Genomic DNA, 15,603 nt, shown 5'->3' with positions numbered 1-15,603 from the left:
CGCGTGCAAGTGCGTTGGCAAATGCGTAGGGCGATGCAGATTGCGTGAGGGCTTAGAGCGGACGGTTCTCGTCGGGTTCCGGCGTGCGGCGCTGGGGCGCCAGCAGCAGCGCCGTTGCCAGCGGCCACAGCGCGGCCTCGACCACCGGGGAGGCCAGCACCCACCAGCCCGGAAAGATGCCACCGCCGATCATCCGCGTCACCACCTCGATGAACTGCGAGAGCGCAAAGAGCGGCAGCACCTGCAGCGCCTGCGAAGCCACCGGGTACCAGAGCAGGCGCCGGTGGATGGTGATCGCAAAGAAGCCCAGCGTGGTGTACGACAGCGCATGCTGGCCCAGCATGGACGCCTGGTGCACGTCCATGCACAGCCCGAAGACAAAGGCCGCGCCAATGCCCACGCGCATCGGCTGGTGCACGCCCCAGAACACGATGGCCAGCGCGAGCAGGTCGGGCATCCACGCCGCGCGGCCGATCGGAATCATGTTGATGAGCAGCGCCACCACCAGGCTCGACCACATGAAGAGCGGGCTGACGGGCAGCAGCAGCTGCTGTTGGCCGGGGCGTTTGATCATCGGGCGCGCTCCGCGGCTTTCTTGTCGGCCTTGTCCGCCTTGGCAGCCGGCTTGGGCTCGGGCTTCTTGCCGCGCGCGGGAGCAGCCGGCGCGGGCGGTGCCGCGGGCGCTCCCGTGGGCGCCAGCACCAGCACGTAGCGCGCGGCCGTCACGCGCGCCAGCGGAACGCAGTAGATGCGCGCAAAGGCCGAATCGGCACGGCGCTCGATGCGCTCGATCTTCGCGACCGGCAGGCCGGGCGGATAGACGCCGTCGACGCCGCTGGTGGAGAGCAGGTCGCCCTCCTGAAGGTCGGCATTGGCGGCCATGAAGCGCAGCTCCAGCCCCGCGCCGTGCGCCGACGCGTCACCGAAGGCCACGCTGCGCACGCCGGTTCGGGTGTTCTGCACGGGAATGGAAAGATCGCGGTCGATCACCAGCGTGACCTCGCTCGTGAAGGGCAGCACCTGCGTCACCTGGCCGAGCACGCCGTCCGCGTCGATCACCGGCGAACCGGCCGCCACGCCGTGCGTGAGCCCCTGGTCGATGACGATCTTGCGGGTGTACGGGTCGGCGGCGTCGTAGAGCACCTCGGCGGCGCGACCCGGCGCCTGGGTGGTCTGGCGCAGTTCGAGCAAGGCGCGAAGGCGCGCATTGTCCTGCGCGAGCGTGTCGGCCTGGCTCGCACGCTCGGCCTGCTGCATGAGCGCCTTGCGGGCTTCTTCTTCGTTGCGCTGGGCGGTTTGCAGGTCTTCGAAGTAGCGGCTGCCGCCCACCACGAACTGCACCGGCTTGAGCGCCAGCCACTGCACCGGATAGAGCACCGCACCGACGGCCGCGCGGATCGGCTGAACCAGATGAAAGCGCGCGTCGGCCACCATCAGGAACAGCGAGAGCGCACCGAAGAAAATCAACTTGCTCAGGGCCGACTGCCCCTGGTTGAACAGGGGCGGGGCTGTGCGATCGAGCGTGCCCAAGGGCATGGTTCAGGCCTGGCTGTGCAACGTCAGATGGCAAAAAGGCCGGCCTGCACAAGCAGGGCCGGCCGATGATGGCAGTGGCGCATTCACTCGCTCGTGAAGATGCTTCCCAAGCGGTCCATGCGCTCGAGAGCAATGCCGCAGCCACGCACCACGCAGGTCAGCGGGTCTTCGGCCACCAGCACCGGCAGGCCGGTTTCCTCGGCCAGCAGGCGGTCCAGGTCGCGCAGCAGTGCGCCGCCGCCGGTCAGCATCATGCCGCGCTCTGCGATGTCGGCGCCCAGCTCGGGCGGCGTTTGCTCCAGCGCGTTCTTCACGGCCGAGACGATGTTGTTCAGGGGATCGGTCAGGGCTTCCAGCACTTCGTTGCTGCTGATGGTGAAACTGCGCGGCACGCCTTCGGAAAGGTTGCGGCCCTTGACTTCCATTTCCTTCACTTCGGAGCCGGGGAAGGCGGAACCGATGTTCTTCTTGATGACCTCGGCCGTCGGCTCGCCGATCAGCATGCCGTAGTTACGGCGGATGTAGTTGATGATGGCTTCGTCGAAGCGGTCGCCGCCCACGCGGACCGAGCCCTTGTAGACCATGCCGCCCAGGCTGATGACGCCCACTTCGGTGGTGCCGCCGCCGATGTCGACCACCATCGAGCCCGAAGCCTCGCTGACCGGCAGGCCCGCGCCGATGGCCGCGGCCATGGGTTCTTCGATGAGATAGACGGAAGTGGCGCCCGCCGCTTCGGCCGCGTCCTTGATGGCGCGGCGCTCGACCTGGGTGGAGCCGCAGGGCACGCAGATGATGATGCGCGGGCTCGGCGTGAGCAGCGTGCGCGGGTGCACCATCTTGATGAACTGCTTGATCATCTGCTCGGTGATCACGAAGTCGGCAATCACGCCGTCCTTCATCGGGCGGATCGCCTCGATGTTGCCGGGCACCTTGCCCAGCATGGCCTTGGCTTCCCGGCCGACGGCCTGGATCACCTTCTTGCCGTGGGGGCCGCCTTCGTGGCGGATGGCGACGACGGACGGTTCGTCCAGCACGATGCCCTTGTTGCGGGCAAAGATCAGTGTGTTGGCGGTGCCGAGGTCGATCGCGAGGTCGGTGGAAAAGTACCGACGGAAAGCTCCAAACATGTGCGGAATCCTCTGGAGCACGCCTGCGCGTCGGCAGGTCGTCGCTCTGTTTTTTGGGTCGTTTGACGGGGTGAATTGATCGTTTTTGGCGCAAAAGCCGGCGCGTTCGCGGGGGTTGCGGCAAAGGCGGGATAATACCTGAATCCCCTCTGAATCCCGTGTTAGCACCCCCTCCGGCGTGCGATTACTTCCGGTTTTTCCAACCGGTTCGACCCATGTCACTTTCCGCTTCAGATATTGCACGCATTGCCTCGCTGGCACGGCTGCAGCTTGCTTCCGACGAAAGCGAGCGCATGCTCAGCCAGATTAACGGCTTTTTTAATTTAGTCGAACGTATGCGTTCGGTCGACACCGCCGGCGTCGAGCCGCTGGCCCACCCGGTGGCCGCCATCGAGGACATCACGCTGCGTTTGCGCGACGACGTGGTGAGCGAGCCCAACAACCGCGAAGCCAACCAGAAGAGCGCCCCGGCCGTCGAAGCCGGCCTGTTCCTCGTGCCCAAGGTGATCGAATGAGCGGCGAATTGCATCAGATGGGCGTGGTCGCCCTGGCCAAGGCCCTGGCCGACCGCAAGGTGTCCGCCGTCGAGGCCTCCCAGGTTTTCCTGGGCCGCATGAAGGCCCACGAATCGCTCGGCACCTTCGTGGATGTGAACGAGGAAGTCACGCTGGCGCAGGCCCGCGCGGCCGACGTGCAGCTTGCCGCCGGCAATGCCCCGGCGCTGGCCGGCGTGCCGATTGCGCACAAGGACATCTTCGTTACCACCGATTTCGCCACCACCGCCGGCTCGAAGATGCTCGCGGGCTACCGCTCACCCTTCGATGCCACCGTGGTGCGCCGCCTGGCCGAGGCCGGCGCGGTCACGCTCGGCAAGCTGAGCTGCGACGAATTCGCCATGGGCTCGGCCAACGAGAACGTCGCCGTGCCCGCCGTGGGCCACGACAAGGCCGTGCCGGTGCAAAACCCCTGGAACCGCGAGCGCATTCCGGGCGGCTCGTCCGGCGCCAGCGCGGCGGCCGTGGCGGCACGCCTGGCCCCCGCGGCCACCGGCACCGACACCGGCGGCTCGATCCGCCAGCCGGCCTCGTTCTGCGGCATTACCGGCATCAAGCCCACGTACGGCCGCGCCTCGCGCTACGGCATGGTGGCGTTCGCATCGAGCCTCGACCAGGCCGGCCCCATGGCCCGCTCGGCCGAAGACTGCGCGCTGCTGCTGTCGGCGTTCTGCGGCCCCGACCTGGACCGCGACTCCACCTCGCTCGACAAGCCCGCCGAAGACTTCAGCCGCTCGCTGAACGACTCGCTCGAGGGCCTGCGCATCGGCGTGCCGAAGGAGTTCTTCGGCGAAGGCGTGGCGCCCGGCGTGCGCGCCGCCGTCGATGCGGCGCTCGCGCAATACGAGAAGCTCGGCGCAAAGCGCGTCGAAGTGAGCCTGCCGCGCACCGAACTGTCGATCCCGGTGTACTACATCCTGGCCGCGGCCGAGGCGTCGAGCAACCTGAGCCGCTTCGACGGCGTGAAGTTCGGCCACCGCGCCAAGCAGTACAAGGACCTGGGCGACATGTACGAGCGCACGCGCGCCGAAGGCTTCGGCGACGAGGTGAAGCGCCGCATCATGATCGGCACCTACGTGCTCTCGCACGGCTACTACGACGCCTACTACCTGCAGGCGCAAAAGGTGCGCCGCATGATCGCCGACGACTTCCAGCAGGCCTTCAAGCAGTGCGACGTGATCGCCGGCCCTGCCGCGCCGACCACCGCCTGGAAAATCGGCGAGCATGGCGACGATCCGGTGGCCGATTACCTGGCCGACATCTTCACGCTGCCTGCGTCGCTGGCCGGCCTGCCCGGCATGAGCGTGCCCGCGGGCTTCGATGACAGCGGCATGCAAGGCTCGAAGCAGGGCATCGGCAAGCCGGGCATGCCCGTCGGCCTGCAGCTGATCGGCAACTACTTCGGCGAAGCGAAGCTGCTCGGTGCAGCGCACCGCTTCCAGCAAGCCACCGACTGGCACATGCGCACGCCGGAGGGCTTCTGAAATGAGCGAGACAGTGAACACCTTCGAAGCACAACAACAAGGCCGCCCGACCGGTCCGCTGGTGCGCGGCTATGAAGTCATCATCGGCTTCGAGACGCATGCGCAGCTGTCGACGAACAGCAAGATCTTCAGCCGCGCCTCCACCGCCTTTGGCGCCGAGCCCAACACGCAGGCCTGCGCAGTGGACCTGGCGCTGCCCGGCACGCTGCCCGTGATGAACAAGGGCGCGGTCGAACGCGCCATCAAGCTGGGCCTGGCGCTCGGCTCGCACATTGCGCCGCGCAGCGTGTTCGCGCGCAAGAACTACTTCTACCCCGACCTCCCCAAGGGCTACCAGATCAGCCAGTTCGAGATTCCGGTGGTGCAAGGCGGTTCGGTGTCGTTCTTCCTGGGCGAAGAAAAGAAGACGGTGCGCCTGGTGCGCGCCCACCTCGAGGAAGACGCGGGCAAGTCGCTGCACGAAGACTTCATCGGCCAGAGCGGCATCGACCTGAACCGCGCCGGCACGCCGCTGCTCGAAATCGTGACCGAGCCCGACATGCGCTCCACCGCCGAGGCCGTGGCCTATGCGCGCGAGCTGCACAAGATCGTCACGTGGATCGGCATCTGCGACGGCAACATGCAGGAAGGCAGCTTCCGCTGCGACGCCAACGTGTCGGTGCGCAGGCCCGGCGAAAAGCTCGGCACGCGGCGCGAAATCAAGAACCTGAACAGCTTCAAGTTCATGCAGCAGGCCATCGACTACGAGATCCGCTGGCAGATCGAGGAGATCGAAGACGGCCGCAAGATCGAACAGGCCACCGTGCTGTTCAACCCCGACACGGGCGAGACGCGTGCGATGCGCGCCAAGGAAGACTCGGCCGACTACCGCTACTTCCCCGATCCGGACCTGCCGCCGCTGGTGATCGCAGCCGACTGGATCGAGCGGGTGCGTGCCACCATGCCCGAGCTGCCGCGCGCCATGGCCGAGCGCTATGTGCGCGACCACGGCATGTCCGAATACGACGCGGCGCAGCTCACGCAGAGCCCGGCGCTCGCGCGCTACTTCGACGACGCGGTAAAGGCCGGAGCAACCCCCAAGCTTGCAAGCAACTGGATCACCGGCGAAATGGCGCGCCGCCTGAACGCACAGGAAATCGGCATCGAGGCCGCACCGGTTTCGGCGCAGCAGTTGGCCCAGCTAGTGCAACGCGTTGCCGACGGCACGCTGCCCAACAACGCGGCGCGCCAGGTGTTCGATGCGCTCTGGACGGGCGACGGCAGCGACGTCGACGCCATCATCGAGGCCAAGGACCTGAAGCCGATGAACGACACCGGCGCGCTCGACAAGATCCTGGACGAGGTGATTGCCAAGAACCAGAAGAACGTCGACGAGTACCGCTCTGGCAAGGAAAAGGCCTTGAACGGCCTCGTGGGCCAGGTGATGAAGGCGAGCGGCGGCAAGGCGAACCCCGCCCAGGTCACCGAACTGCTCAAGGCCAAGCTGGCCTGACCGGCCCCTCCGGCGGCGAGGCTACTTGCCGCCGCCGTTCTGGGGCGACCAGATCTGCTTGAGGCGCGCGCGCTCTTCGTCGAAGCGCGCGTTCACGCGCTTCTTCTCGTCTTCCTGCTCGCCGATGAAGCGGTTCTGCACCGCCACGCTCTGCGCGTTGTCTTCGAGCTTGCGGCGCACCGCGCCCGGCGCCTTGCTGACGTCGTGCTTGTAGAACTCGAGCTCCTCGTCGATCTTCTTGCGGTCTTCGGCAAGTTCGGCCAGGCGCTTCTGCGCGGCCTGGATCACCGCATCGATCTGCACCAGGGCTTCCTTGCGCTCCCGCTCGTGCACGGTCACGTTGGGGTAGCGCACCAGCAATGCACGCTCCCGCCGGCGCTCGTCGATCAGGCGCGCGGCCTGCAGCGCGGCCTCGCGGGCCCGGTCTTCGCGCTCGGCCAGTTCGCGCGCGGTGTAGGTCGGCTCGATCTTGCGGCGCGTGGTGCCGCTCGGGCTCAGTTCGCGCTGCTCGCGGTCGATGCATTCGGCAATCGGCCGGTCGGCCGTGAGCGTGCGGCCGCGGGCGTCGGTGCACGAATAGATGGCGGCCGGTGCCGGCGCGGGCTGCGCCGGCGCCGCCATGGGCAACAGCGCCGCCATCAGCGGCAGCAGCAGCGGCAGCACCGGCGTGGCGAGAGGGCGGGCCGGCTGATCGAGCTTGCGCACGGGCATGGGAGTGGCCTCAAATGGCGCCGTAGCGGGCGCGGTAGGCGAGAACGCGCTCGCGATGCGCACCCAGGTCGGCGGCGGCGTTGCCCGACAGGTAGTTCAGCAGGTCGTCGAGCGTGGCGATGGCCACCACCTGCAGGCCCAGCTGGTTGCGCACGTACTGCACGGCGCTGTGGTCCACGTCCACGCCGTTTTCGGTGGCTTTCTCCTGCCGGTCGAGCGCAATCGATACCGCGTGCGGTGTGGCGCCGGCGGCTTCGATGGCCGCAATCGATTCGCGCACCGCGGTGCCGGCCGACATCACGTCGTCGACGATGAGCACGCGGCCCTTGAGCGGCGCACCGACCAGGTTGCCGCCCTCGCCATGGGCCTTGGCTTCCTTGCGGTTGTAGGCAAAGGGATAGTTGCGGCCGCGCCGAGCCAGTTCGGCCGCCACCGTGGCGCCCAGCGGAATGCCCTTGTAGGCGGGGCCGAAGATCATGTCGAACTCGACACCGCTTTCGATCAGCCGGTCTGCATAGAATCCGGCGAGACGCGCGATCTTGGCGCCGTCGTCGAAGAGGCCCGAATTGAAGAAGTAGGGGCTCAGGCGGCCGGCCTTGGTCTTGAACTCGCCGAAGCGCAGCACGCCTGCGTCGAGTGCGAACTGGACGAAATCCTGCGCCACCGCACTGCTTTCCACACCATCTACAGCCATCGGAATTTCCTTGTGTTCAAACTGACCAGCCTCAATCTCAATGGCCTGCGTTCGGCCGCCACGAAGGGGGTGGCGGACTGGGTGGCCGAACTTGCGCCGGATTGTATTTGCATGCAGGAGATCCGGGTGCAGGCAAGCGACATCGAAGGCCGGTTCGAAGAAATGGCCGGGCTCAAGGGCCATTTCCACTTTGCCGAGAAAAAAGGCTATGCCGGCACCGCCATCTACACCAAGCACGCGCCAAGCGCCGTGGTCGTGGGCTGGGGCGACACCGAATTCGATGCCGAAGGCCGGTATCTCGAACTGCGCTTCGACACCCCAAAGCGCAAGCTCTCGATCATCAGCTGCTACTTTCCGAGCGGCAGCTCGGGCGAAGAGCGCCAGGAGGCCAAGTTCCGCTTCCTGAAGGGATTCTTCCCGCACCTCGTCGCGCTCAAGAAGGAGCGCGAGTTCATCCTCTGCGGCGACATCAACATCGCGCACAAGGAAATCGACCTCAAGAACTGGCGCGGCAACCAGAAAAACAGCGGCTTCCTGCCCGAGGAGCGTGCCTGGATGACCCGTCTGCTCGACGCCGGCACCGACGGCGCGGGCCTGGTGGACGTCTACCGCATGCTCAAGCCCGACACCACGGCCGAGGCCTACACCTGGTGGAGCAACCGCGGCCAGGCCTACGCCAACAACGTGGGATGGCGGCTGGACTACCACCTGGCCACGCCGGCGCTCGGCGCCCTGGCGCGCAACGAGCAGATCTACAAGACCATCAAGTTCAGCGACCACGCGCCGATCACGGTGGACTACGACTTCACGCTGTAGCGAAGGCCGCCGCTCAGCGCGGTGCCGTCTTTCCAGCGTGCCGCGCCAGGTGCACCTGGTGCAGCGTGATCTTGCGCACTTCCGCCTGGCTGGTCTCGATGTGCGCGCGCAGCAGCATTGCGGCCTGATCGCCGCGGTTGGCGCGCACGGCCTTCAGGATCTTGCCGTGCTCGTCATAGGTGGCATCGATGCGTGGCTGCTGCGTGAAGTCGAGGCGGCGAATGATGCGGATGCGGTCGGTCACGTCACCGTGGACGCGCGCCATCTCGGCGTTGCCCGCGGCAGCCACCAGCGCACAGTGAAAAGCCTCGTCCCATTGCGCCACCTGCGCGGTGTCGCTGCTGCGCTGGGCGACCGGCACGAGCCAGATGTCGGCCAGCGCGTCGAGCAGGCTCCGGTCGACGCGGCGGTCGGCTTCGCACAGGCGATGCACGGCGGTGGTCTCCAGCACCATGCGCAGGTCGTAAAGCTGCTCGAACTGGTCGAAGTCGAACGGCAGCACGCGCCAGCCGCTGCGAAACAGCACCTCGACGAACCCTTCCTGCTGCAGGCGGAACAGCGCCTGCCGCACGGGCGTGCGCGAGACGCCGAGCCGCTCGCTGATCTCGTTCTCGGTAAAGCGGTCGCCCGGCACGAGGATGAAATCGGCCACGTCGCGCTTGAGCTGCGCGTACACCTCGTCCGCGCGGGTGCGAAAAACGGCTTCGCCGGCGGCGGGGACGGCGGATACGGGCGAGGCGGGGCGGGAACGAACAGTAGACACGTGGGGAATATTAGTCGCTGTCATTGCCCACCGCGAAGCACAGCCAGCAGCGCCGCGCTCGATGCCGTCCAGCCGATGATGCCGCCCTGGGCGCGAACCATGTCGAGCGTGGCCGCCTTGAAGGCCGGAAAGTAGCTCTCGGTGCAATCCTCGAGCAGAAGGCAGTCGTAGCCACGGTCGTTGGCTTCGCGCATGCTGGTCTGCACGCACACTTCTGTGGTCACCCCGCCGAACAGCAGGTGCGTGATGCCGCGCGCTTGCAGCAATTCATGCAGGCCGGTAGCGTAGAACGCGCCCTTGCCGGGCTTGTCGATGACGATTTCGCCTTCGATCGGAGCCAGCGCGTCGATGATCTGGTTGCCCGGTTCGCCCGCCACAAGGATGCGGCCCATCGGGCCTTCGTCGCCGATGCGCAATGCCGGGTTGCCGCGGTTGCGTTTGGCAGGCGGGCAATCGGAGAGGTCAGGCTTGTGCGCCTCCCGGGTGTGCACCACGAGGCCGCCGGCTTCTCTCCAGGCCCACAGCGCTACCTTCGTGGCAGGAACGATCGCTTCCAACAACGAAACATCGTTGCCCAGCGTTTCGCCGAAGCCGCCAGGTTCGATGAAGTCGCGCTGCATGTCGATGAGGACCAGCGCAGTGTTTTTTATCTCGAACTCGTAGGGGAAGGGAATGGCTTCTTCTATGCGCATGTTGTTGCTCGCTTGTTCAGAGGGCTCGAGCGCACCAGGGGCAAACACCCCACCTCGAAGCCCGGTTTGCGGTGCGGGGCGGGCGGCCCCTCTGTGCCCCGAGGAGCGCAGCGTTTCGCGGATCAGGGCTCGCAGCTGTTTGAGCGAAGCGAGTTCTGCGAGACCCCGCGAAACGCGAGCACCGCAGGGGAGCCGCGAAGCGGCCGGCATAGTGGGGTCGACCGTGCCGCACCGCACACCGGGCGGCCTCCCCACGGAAAGCAGGGCACTCATGCCACAGCCTTCAAAGGTTCATGATGCCCGCCACCCATGTGTGCCCCGATCACATGCCGTTCGGCGCCCGCCGCTGAAGTCTCGAACACGATCTGACCCTCGCTCATCACGACGATGCGGTCGGCCAACTCCAGCAGTTCGTCGAGGTCTTCGCTGATGAGCAGCACCGCCCCGCCCTTCTCGCGCACCTGCACGATGCGTTCGTGGATCTCGGCAACCGCAGCGAAGTCGAGGCCGAACACGGGATTGGCCGCGATCAGCACATTGATGTCGCCCGCGAGTTCGCGCGCCAGCACCGCGCGCTGCACGTTGCCGCCGGAGAGGCTGCGAATCGGCGCACCCTCGCCTTGCGTTTTGACGCCGTATTCGGCAATCCAATCGCGCGCCCGATTGCGCCAGAAGGGAAAGTTCAACACGCCGCCGCGCGACAAAGGCGGCCGGTCGAAATCGCGCAGTGCCATGTTCTCCGCCACGCTGAGGTCGCCCACGCAAGCGTTGCGCAGCGGCTCCTCGGGCAGGCTGCGCACCTTGAGACTGCGGTTCTCGCTCCGGCGTGCGCTGTAGGGCTGGCCCATGACCGTCACGCGGCCGGCCAGCCGCGGGCGCTGCCCGACCAGGGCCTCGACCAGCTCGCGCTGCCCGTTGCCCGAGACGCCCGCCACGCCGAGGATTTCGCCCGCGCGCACGGAAAGGCTCAGATCGTGCAGTGCCAGCGTGCCACGGTCACCCTGCGCCTTGAGGCCTTCGACCCTCAATGCGACGGGCGCCGCCTCGGGCACGGTCTTTCTGGCAGCAGGCAATGCAGCCGGCGCGGACGACATCGCAGCCTGGCCGCCCATCATGGCCTGTGCCAATTGCGCAGGGCTCGTGTCCGCCACGCGGCAGTGGTGCACCGCCTTGCCGCGGCGCAGCACCGTCACACTGTCGGCATAGGCCATCACTTCGCGAAACTTGTGCGTGATGATGAGCACGGTGCACAAGCCGCTTCGCGCGAATTCGCGCACGTGGCCGAGCACCTCGTCGGCCTCCTGCGGCGTGAGCACCGAGGTCGGTTCGTCGAGGATCAGCAGGCGCGGCTTCAGGTAGAGCTGCTTCAGCAGTTCGAGCTTCTGCTTTTCGCCCGCCGCAAGCTCTGATGGCCGCACATCGAGGTCGAGGCTGAAGGGCGTGGTCGCCAGAAAGGCCTTGAGTTCGGCCCGCTTCGCCTTCCAGTCGATCAGTGCCGGCGTCTTGCCGCCTGCGAGCAGCAGGTTCTCGGCCACGGTCATGCCCGGCGCGAGCGTGAAGTGCTGGTACACCATGCCGATGCCGAGCGCGCGCGCCACGATGGGGTTGGCAATGTCCTGCTCGCGGCCGTCGATCAGGATGCTGCCTTCTTCCGCGCGCTGGAAGCCCGCGACGCATTTCACCAGCGTGCTCTTGCCCGCGCCGTTCTCGCCGAGCAGCGCATGCACCGTGCCAGGCTCGACGCGCATCGTCACGCGCTCCATCGCGGTGAAGGCGCCGAAGCGCTTGGTCAATTCGTAGGTGTCGAGCGCGAGGGCGCCGCTGCCCGCAGGCAGTGCGCCGATGGCGTGGAACGTGTCGGCCATGCGTTCGTTCGTCAGTCCAGCGCGGCCAGCAGCGCCTGCGAGGTGGCGTGGGCGCCGAACACGCCACCCTGCATCGTGATCATCTTCAGCGCCGCCAGGTGGTTGCCGTGGTCGGTGGCAGCGGTGCAATCGGACAGCAGCAGGCATTCGAAGCCGCGGTCGTTGGCATCGCGCATGGTGGTGTGCACGCACACGTCGGTGGTGATGCCCGCGAGGATGAGGTTCTCGATGCCGCGCGTGCGCAAGATCAGCTCGAGATCGGTGGCGTAGAACGAGCCCTTGCCGGGCTTGTCGATCACAGCCTCATCGGCGAGCGGTGCCAGTTCGGGAATGATCTCCCATCCCGGCTCGCCGCGCACCAGGATGCGTCCGCACGGCCCGTCGTCGCCAATGCCCACGCCGCCAGCGCCAATCTGGCGCGAACGCCAGCGCTTGTTGGCGGGCAGGTCCGCCAGGTCGGGCCGGTGGCCTTCGCGCGTGTGAATGACGTGAAAGCCCAGCGGCCGCAGCGCCGCGAGCGCGCGCGCGATCGGCTGGATCGGTGCCTGCACCAGCGAGAGGTCGTAACCCATCACGTCGACGTAGCCGCCCTTGCCGCAGAAGTCGGTCTGCATGTCGATCACGATCAGCGCGGTGTTGTCGGGCCGCAGCGCGCCGTTGTAGGGCCAGGCATAGGGCTCGGCCTCTACGTGGCGGCCAGTTGTTGTTGTCATGGCGTTCAGTTCCTTGTCGATGAAAGTTCGCCGGGGCTGCCGAGTGCCGTGCTGCCGGGCCTGCAGGTGAGCACAAGAATGACCAGCGTGAGCACGTAGGGCACGGTGTTGAACAAGTGATAGCCCCAGCCGATGCCGATGGACTGCAGCGCGGGACCGATAGCCCCCGCCCCGCCGAAGAGAAACGCAGCACCCACGCAGCGCAGCGGGCTCCAGCGCGCGAAGATCACGAGCGCGACGGCAATGAGGCCCTGGCCGCTCGAGATTCCTTCGTTCCAACTGCCCGGATAGAACAGCGTGAGCGATGCGCCGCCGAGCCCCGCGATGAAGCCGCCCGCTGTGGTCGCTGCAATGCGCAGGCCGGACACCGAATAGCCGAGCGCCCGTGTGGCCTGCGCCGAATCGCCAGCCATGCGCACCAGCAAGCCGGCGCGTGTCCGCGCAAAGCCCCACCAGAGCAGCACGGCCAGCACCACGCCCACGGGCACCAGCGCGTTCAGCTGCAAGGCGGAGCTCACCACCGGGTTGTCGCTCCAGAAGCCGAGGGGTATCGCGGGAATCTGCGGCGCCTGCGGCTGGATGAGCGGCTTGCCCAGGTAAAACGCCAGGCCGGTGCCGAGCAGCATGAGTGCGATGCCGGTCGCCACGTCATTGACGCGATCGAGCGAACACAGCAGGCCGTGCAGCAGCGCGAGCAGCGCGCCCGCCACCGCGCCGATGAGCACGCCGAGCCATGCCGAATCGGTGAGATACGCGCCGCCGAAGGCCGCCATGGCCGAGAGCACCAGCACGCCTTCGAGCCCGAGGTTGATGCGGCCCGATTTTTCGGTGAGGCATTCGCCCAGGCTCACGAACAGAAATGGCGCGCCGACGCGCAAGGCGCCGCCGACGATGCCGGCCACGAGGGCGATCCACTGGTCCGCGGTCATTGGGCCGCCTCCGCGGCACGTGCTGCACCAGCATTCGCCTTGGGCGCGGCCCTTCGGCTCATCAACGCCTTCCAGTCGACCATGCGCAGCCCCTCGCTCGCGAGAATGAGCACGAACGCAATGCCCTGCAGCACCAGCACCGACGCATCGGGCAGCCCGAGACGGCGCTGCAGCAGGCTGCCGGCCGCACCGAAGCCGCCGAAGAGAATGGCAACCGGCACGATGGCCACCGGGTTGTGCCGCGCAATGAACGACACGAGGATGCCCGCATAACCGTAGCCCGCGATCAGCGAGGCGTTGGCGTTGGTGTGCACCGCCGCCACCTCGACCGCACCCGCGAGCCCCGCGCAGGCGCCGCCGAGCCCGCAGGCGCCGAGAATGAGCCGCGTGGCCGGCAGGCCCACAAGCTGCGCGGTGCGCGGATTGCCGCCCACCACGCGCACCGAAAAACCCGAGGCGGTGGCGCGCAGCCACCACGCGAGCCCAAGACAGGCGACCACGCCGATCATGAAGCCCCAGTGCACGTCGGAGCCGCCGATGCCGCCGATCAGCAAGGCGGCATCGAGCGCATAGGTCGACGGCTTGTTGAGGCTCGCCGGATCACGCAGCGGCCCTTCGACCAGGTGCTTGAAGATGCCGATCGCGATGTAGGCCAGCAGCAGGCTGCTGATGGTTTCGTTGATGCCGCGGTACTGGCGCAGCCAGCCCGCAAGGGCGATCCACAGCGCACCGGCCACCGCGCCGGCGAGGCAGACCACCACCGTGCCCAGCACGTTGCCGGGAAGCGGCAGCGCATGCGCGAGCGCGGCCGAGGCCAGACCGCCCAGCACCAGCGCGCCCTCCCCGCCGATGACGATGAGCCCCGCCCGCGCCGGCAGAGCCACGCACAGGGCCGTGAGCATCAGCGGCGCGGCGCGCTGCAAGGTGTTCTGCCACGAGAACCAGTCGCCGAACGCGCCCTTGAACAGCGTCGCCCAGACCTCCACCGGATCGACCCCGGCAAAGGCCACCAGCACGCCGAACAACAGCAGCGCCGCCGCAATGGCGAACACCGGCAGGGCGAATTCCTTGAGCGCGTGGCGCATGGTGAGGATGAACCCGGATCAGGCCGAGCCGATGACGCCTTCGACCAGGTAATTCATCTTTTCCAGCTCCAGGTCGGTCTGCTTCAGCACCTTGCCGGCCGGCACCACGACGGCGCCCTTGTTGTCCTTGATGCCGTCCTTGAAGATGTCGAAGGTGCCGGCAATCATCCTGGCCTTGATGTCGTCGGCCTGCTTCTTCGCGGCGTCCGGCACCATGGGGCCGTAGGCCGACATCTTCACGTAGCCTTCCTTCAGGCCGCCGCGCAAAAAGTTGGGGTGCGGCTTGCCGGCTTGCGCGGCCTCGATGGCCGCCTTGTAGGCCGTGAGCCAGTTCCACTCGGCACCGGTGAGGTACGCATTGGGCGCGAGCTTGGCCTGGCTCGCGTGGTAGCCGCAAACCATCTTGCCGCGCTTGGCGGCCGTCTCGACCACCACCTTGGGGCCGTCGACGTGCATGGTGAACACGTCGCAGCCCTGGTCGGCCAGGCTATTGGTGGCCTCAGCTTCCTTCACCGCCATGGACCAGTCGCCCGTGAAGATCACGCTGCAGGTGATGTTCGGCTTGACCGAGCGCGCGCCGAGCGTAAAGGCGTTGATGTTGCGCAGCACCTGCGGAATGGGCTTGGCGGCGACGAAGGCGATCTTGTTGCTCTTGGTCATGTGCGCGGCGATCACGCCGTTCAGGAACTGGCACTCGTCGATGTAGCCGAAGAAGCTGCCCGCGTTCTTCGGGTGCTTGCCCTCGGTCCAGAGACCGCCGCAGTGCGAGAAGCGCACGTCGGGGTTCTTGGGCGCCACGGCAAGGATGTGCGGATCGAAGTAGCCGAACGACGTGGGAAACAGCAGCTTGGCGCCGTCTTGCGAGATCATGCCGGCCATGGTCTTCTGCACGGCGGCGGTCTCGGGCACGTTCTCTTCTTCGACCACCTTCACTCCAGGCAGCTTCTTGACCTCGGCCGCGGCCATGGCGTGCGCCTGGTTGTAGCCGTAGTCGTCGCGCGCGCCGACGTAGATCACGCCGACGGTCAGCGGCTTGGCCTGTGCGCCGGCAAGGGCGCTCCAGCCTCCAAGGGTGCCGGCGGCGCCGAGCGCGGCCAGGGATTTGAGGGACTCGCGGCGATTCAAGGGGCTGGTCATGGCGT

Annotated in this window: 16 protein-coding genes; 4 read left to right on the top strand and 12 right to left on the bottom strand. The window is 67.2% G+C overall.

The features are described from left to right. Positions 1-52: 52 nt before the first annotated feature. The 3 genes from mreD to M0765_RS10155 all read right to left on the bottom strand — a co-directional run bounded on the left by mreD (position 53) and on the right by M0765_RS10155 (position 2,663). Positions 53-574 carry a rod shape-determining protein MreD gene (gene mreD, locus M0765_RS10165; protein ID WP_126747836.1) on the bottom strand — a complete coding sequence of 174 codons (522 nt, stop codon included), beginning with the start codon at positions 572-574 and terminating at the stop codon, positions 53-55. Continuing rightward, on the bottom strand, positions 571-1,536 hold the full coding sequence (gene mreC, locus M0765_RS10160; protein ID WP_258503488.1) for a rod shape-determining protein MreC: 966 nt from the start codon (positions 1,534-1,536) through the stop codon (positions 571-573). Before mreC ends, mreD begins: the two co-directional genes overlap by 4 nt. A gap of 83 nt (positions 1,537-1,619) precedes the next feature. Then, complete coding sequence (locus tag M0765_RS10155) at positions 1,620-2,663, bottom strand: rod shape-determining protein (protein WP_007833435.1); 1,044 nt, start codon at positions 2,661-2,663, stop codon at positions 1,620-1,622. A gap of 215 nt (positions 2,664-2,878) precedes the next feature. On the opposite strand from M0765_RS10155, the gene gatC reads away from it, so the two are divergent. From gatC to gatB, 3 genes are read left to right on the top strand one after another with little or no spacing between them, the layout of a single operon-like run. After that, on the top strand, positions 2,879-3,178 hold the full coding sequence (gene gatC / locus M0765_RS10150) for an Asp-tRNA(Asn)/Glu-tRNA(Gln) amidotransferase subunit GatC (protein WP_258503484.1): 300 nt from the start codon (positions 2,879-2,881) through the stop codon (positions 3,176-3,178). Beyond that, on the top strand, positions 3,175-4,701 hold the full coding sequence (gene gatA / locus M0765_RS10145) for an Asp-tRNA(Asn)/Glu-tRNA(Gln) amidotransferase subunit GatA (RefSeq protein ID WP_258503483.1): 1,527 nt from the start codon (positions 3,175-3,177) through the stop codon (positions 4,699-4,701). Before gatC ends, gatA begins: the two co-directional genes overlap by 4 nt. Before the next feature lies 1 nt (position 4,702). Next, positions 4,703-6,193, top strand: a complete 1,491-nt coding sequence (gatB, locus tag M0765_RS10140) for an Asp-tRNA(Asn)/Glu-tRNA(Gln) amidotransferase subunit GatB (protein ID WP_258503482.1) — start codon at positions 4,703-4,705, stop codon at positions 6,191-6,193. Positions 6,194-6,214: 21 nt separating this feature from the next. Here gatB and M0765_RS10135 read toward each other — a convergent pair whose 3' ends face one another. Next, on the bottom strand, positions 6,215-6,904 hold the full coding sequence (locus M0765_RS10135; protein ID WP_258503481.1) for a DUF4124 domain-containing protein: 690 nt from the start codon (positions 6,902-6,904) through the stop codon (positions 6,215-6,217). Between the two features lie 10 nt (positions 6,905-6,914). After that, complete coding sequence (pyrE, locus tag M0765_RS10130; RefSeq protein ID WP_258503480.1) at positions 6,915-7,598, bottom strand: orotate phosphoribosyltransferase; 684 nt, start codon at positions 7,596-7,598, stop codon at positions 6,915-6,917. A 12-nt stretch (positions 7,599-7,610) separates the two neighbouring features. Between pyrE and M0765_RS10125 the strand changes: the two genes are divergently transcribed. Further along, complete coding sequence (locus M0765_RS10125) at positions 7,611-8,414, top strand: exodeoxyribonuclease III (protein WP_258503479.1); 804 nt, start codon at positions 7,611-7,613, stop codon at positions 8,412-8,414. 13 nt (positions 8,415-8,427) lie between these two features. On the opposite strand, the gene M0765_RS10120 is transcribed toward M0765_RS10125, so the two are convergent. The 7 genes from M0765_RS10120 to M0765_RS10090 form a co-directional block, all read right to left on the bottom strand. Further along, the gene (locus M0765_RS10120) at positions 8,428-9,201 is read right to left on the bottom strand and encodes a GntR family transcriptional regulator (protein WP_258503478.1); all 774 of its coding nucleotides are present in this window, start codon (positions 9,199-9,201) and stop codon (positions 8,428-8,430) included. Next, positions 9,198-9,869, bottom strand: a complete 672-nt coding sequence (locus M0765_RS10115; protein WP_258503477.1) for a cysteine hydrolase family protein — start codon at positions 9,867-9,869, stop codon at positions 9,198-9,200. Before M0765_RS10115 ends, M0765_RS10120 begins: the two co-directional genes overlap by 4 nt. A 269-nt stretch (positions 9,870-10,138) precedes the next feature. After that, the gene (locus M0765_RS10110; RefSeq protein ID WP_258503476.1) at positions 10,139-11,734 is read right to left on the bottom strand and encodes an ABC transporter ATP-binding protein; all 1,596 of its coding nucleotides are present in this window, start codon (positions 11,732-11,734) and stop codon (positions 10,139-10,141) included. 11 nt (positions 11,735-11,745) lie between these two features. Next, on the bottom strand, positions 11,746-12,447 hold the full coding sequence (gene biuH / locus M0765_RS10105; RefSeq protein WP_258503475.1) for a biuret amidohydrolase: 702 nt from the start codon (positions 12,445-12,447) through the stop codon (positions 11,746-11,748). Between the two features lie 5 nt (positions 12,448-12,452). After that, positions 12,453-13,376 (bottom strand): ABC transporter permease, encoded by a 924-nt coding sequence (locus tag M0765_RS10100; RefSeq protein ID WP_258503474.1) that lies wholly within the window; start codon positions 13,374-13,376, stop codon positions 12,453-12,455. Next, positions 13,373-14,461 (bottom strand): ABC transporter permease, encoded by a 1,089-nt coding sequence (locus M0765_RS10095; protein ID WP_258503472.1) that lies wholly within the window; start codon positions 14,459-14,461, stop codon positions 13,373-13,375. The genes M0765_RS10100 and M0765_RS10095 overlap by 4 nt, the downstream gene beginning before the upstream one ends. Before the next feature lie 18 nt (positions 14,462-14,479). Continuing rightward, positions 14,480-15,598, bottom strand: a complete 1,119-nt coding sequence (locus M0765_RS10090; protein WP_258503471.1) for a BMP family ABC transporter substrate-binding protein — start codon at positions 15,596-15,598, stop codon at positions 14,480-14,482. Positions 15,599-15,603 lie beyond the last annotated feature (5 nt).

This window comes from Variovorax sp. S12S4 (assembly GCF_023195515.1).
Classification (GTDB): Bacteria; Pseudomonadota; Gammaproteobacteria; order Burkholderiales; family Burkholderiaceae_C; genus Variovorax.
The sequence above is the reverse complement of the archived record's forward strand: the minus strand, read 5'-3'. Positions and strand labels throughout refer to the sequence as shown.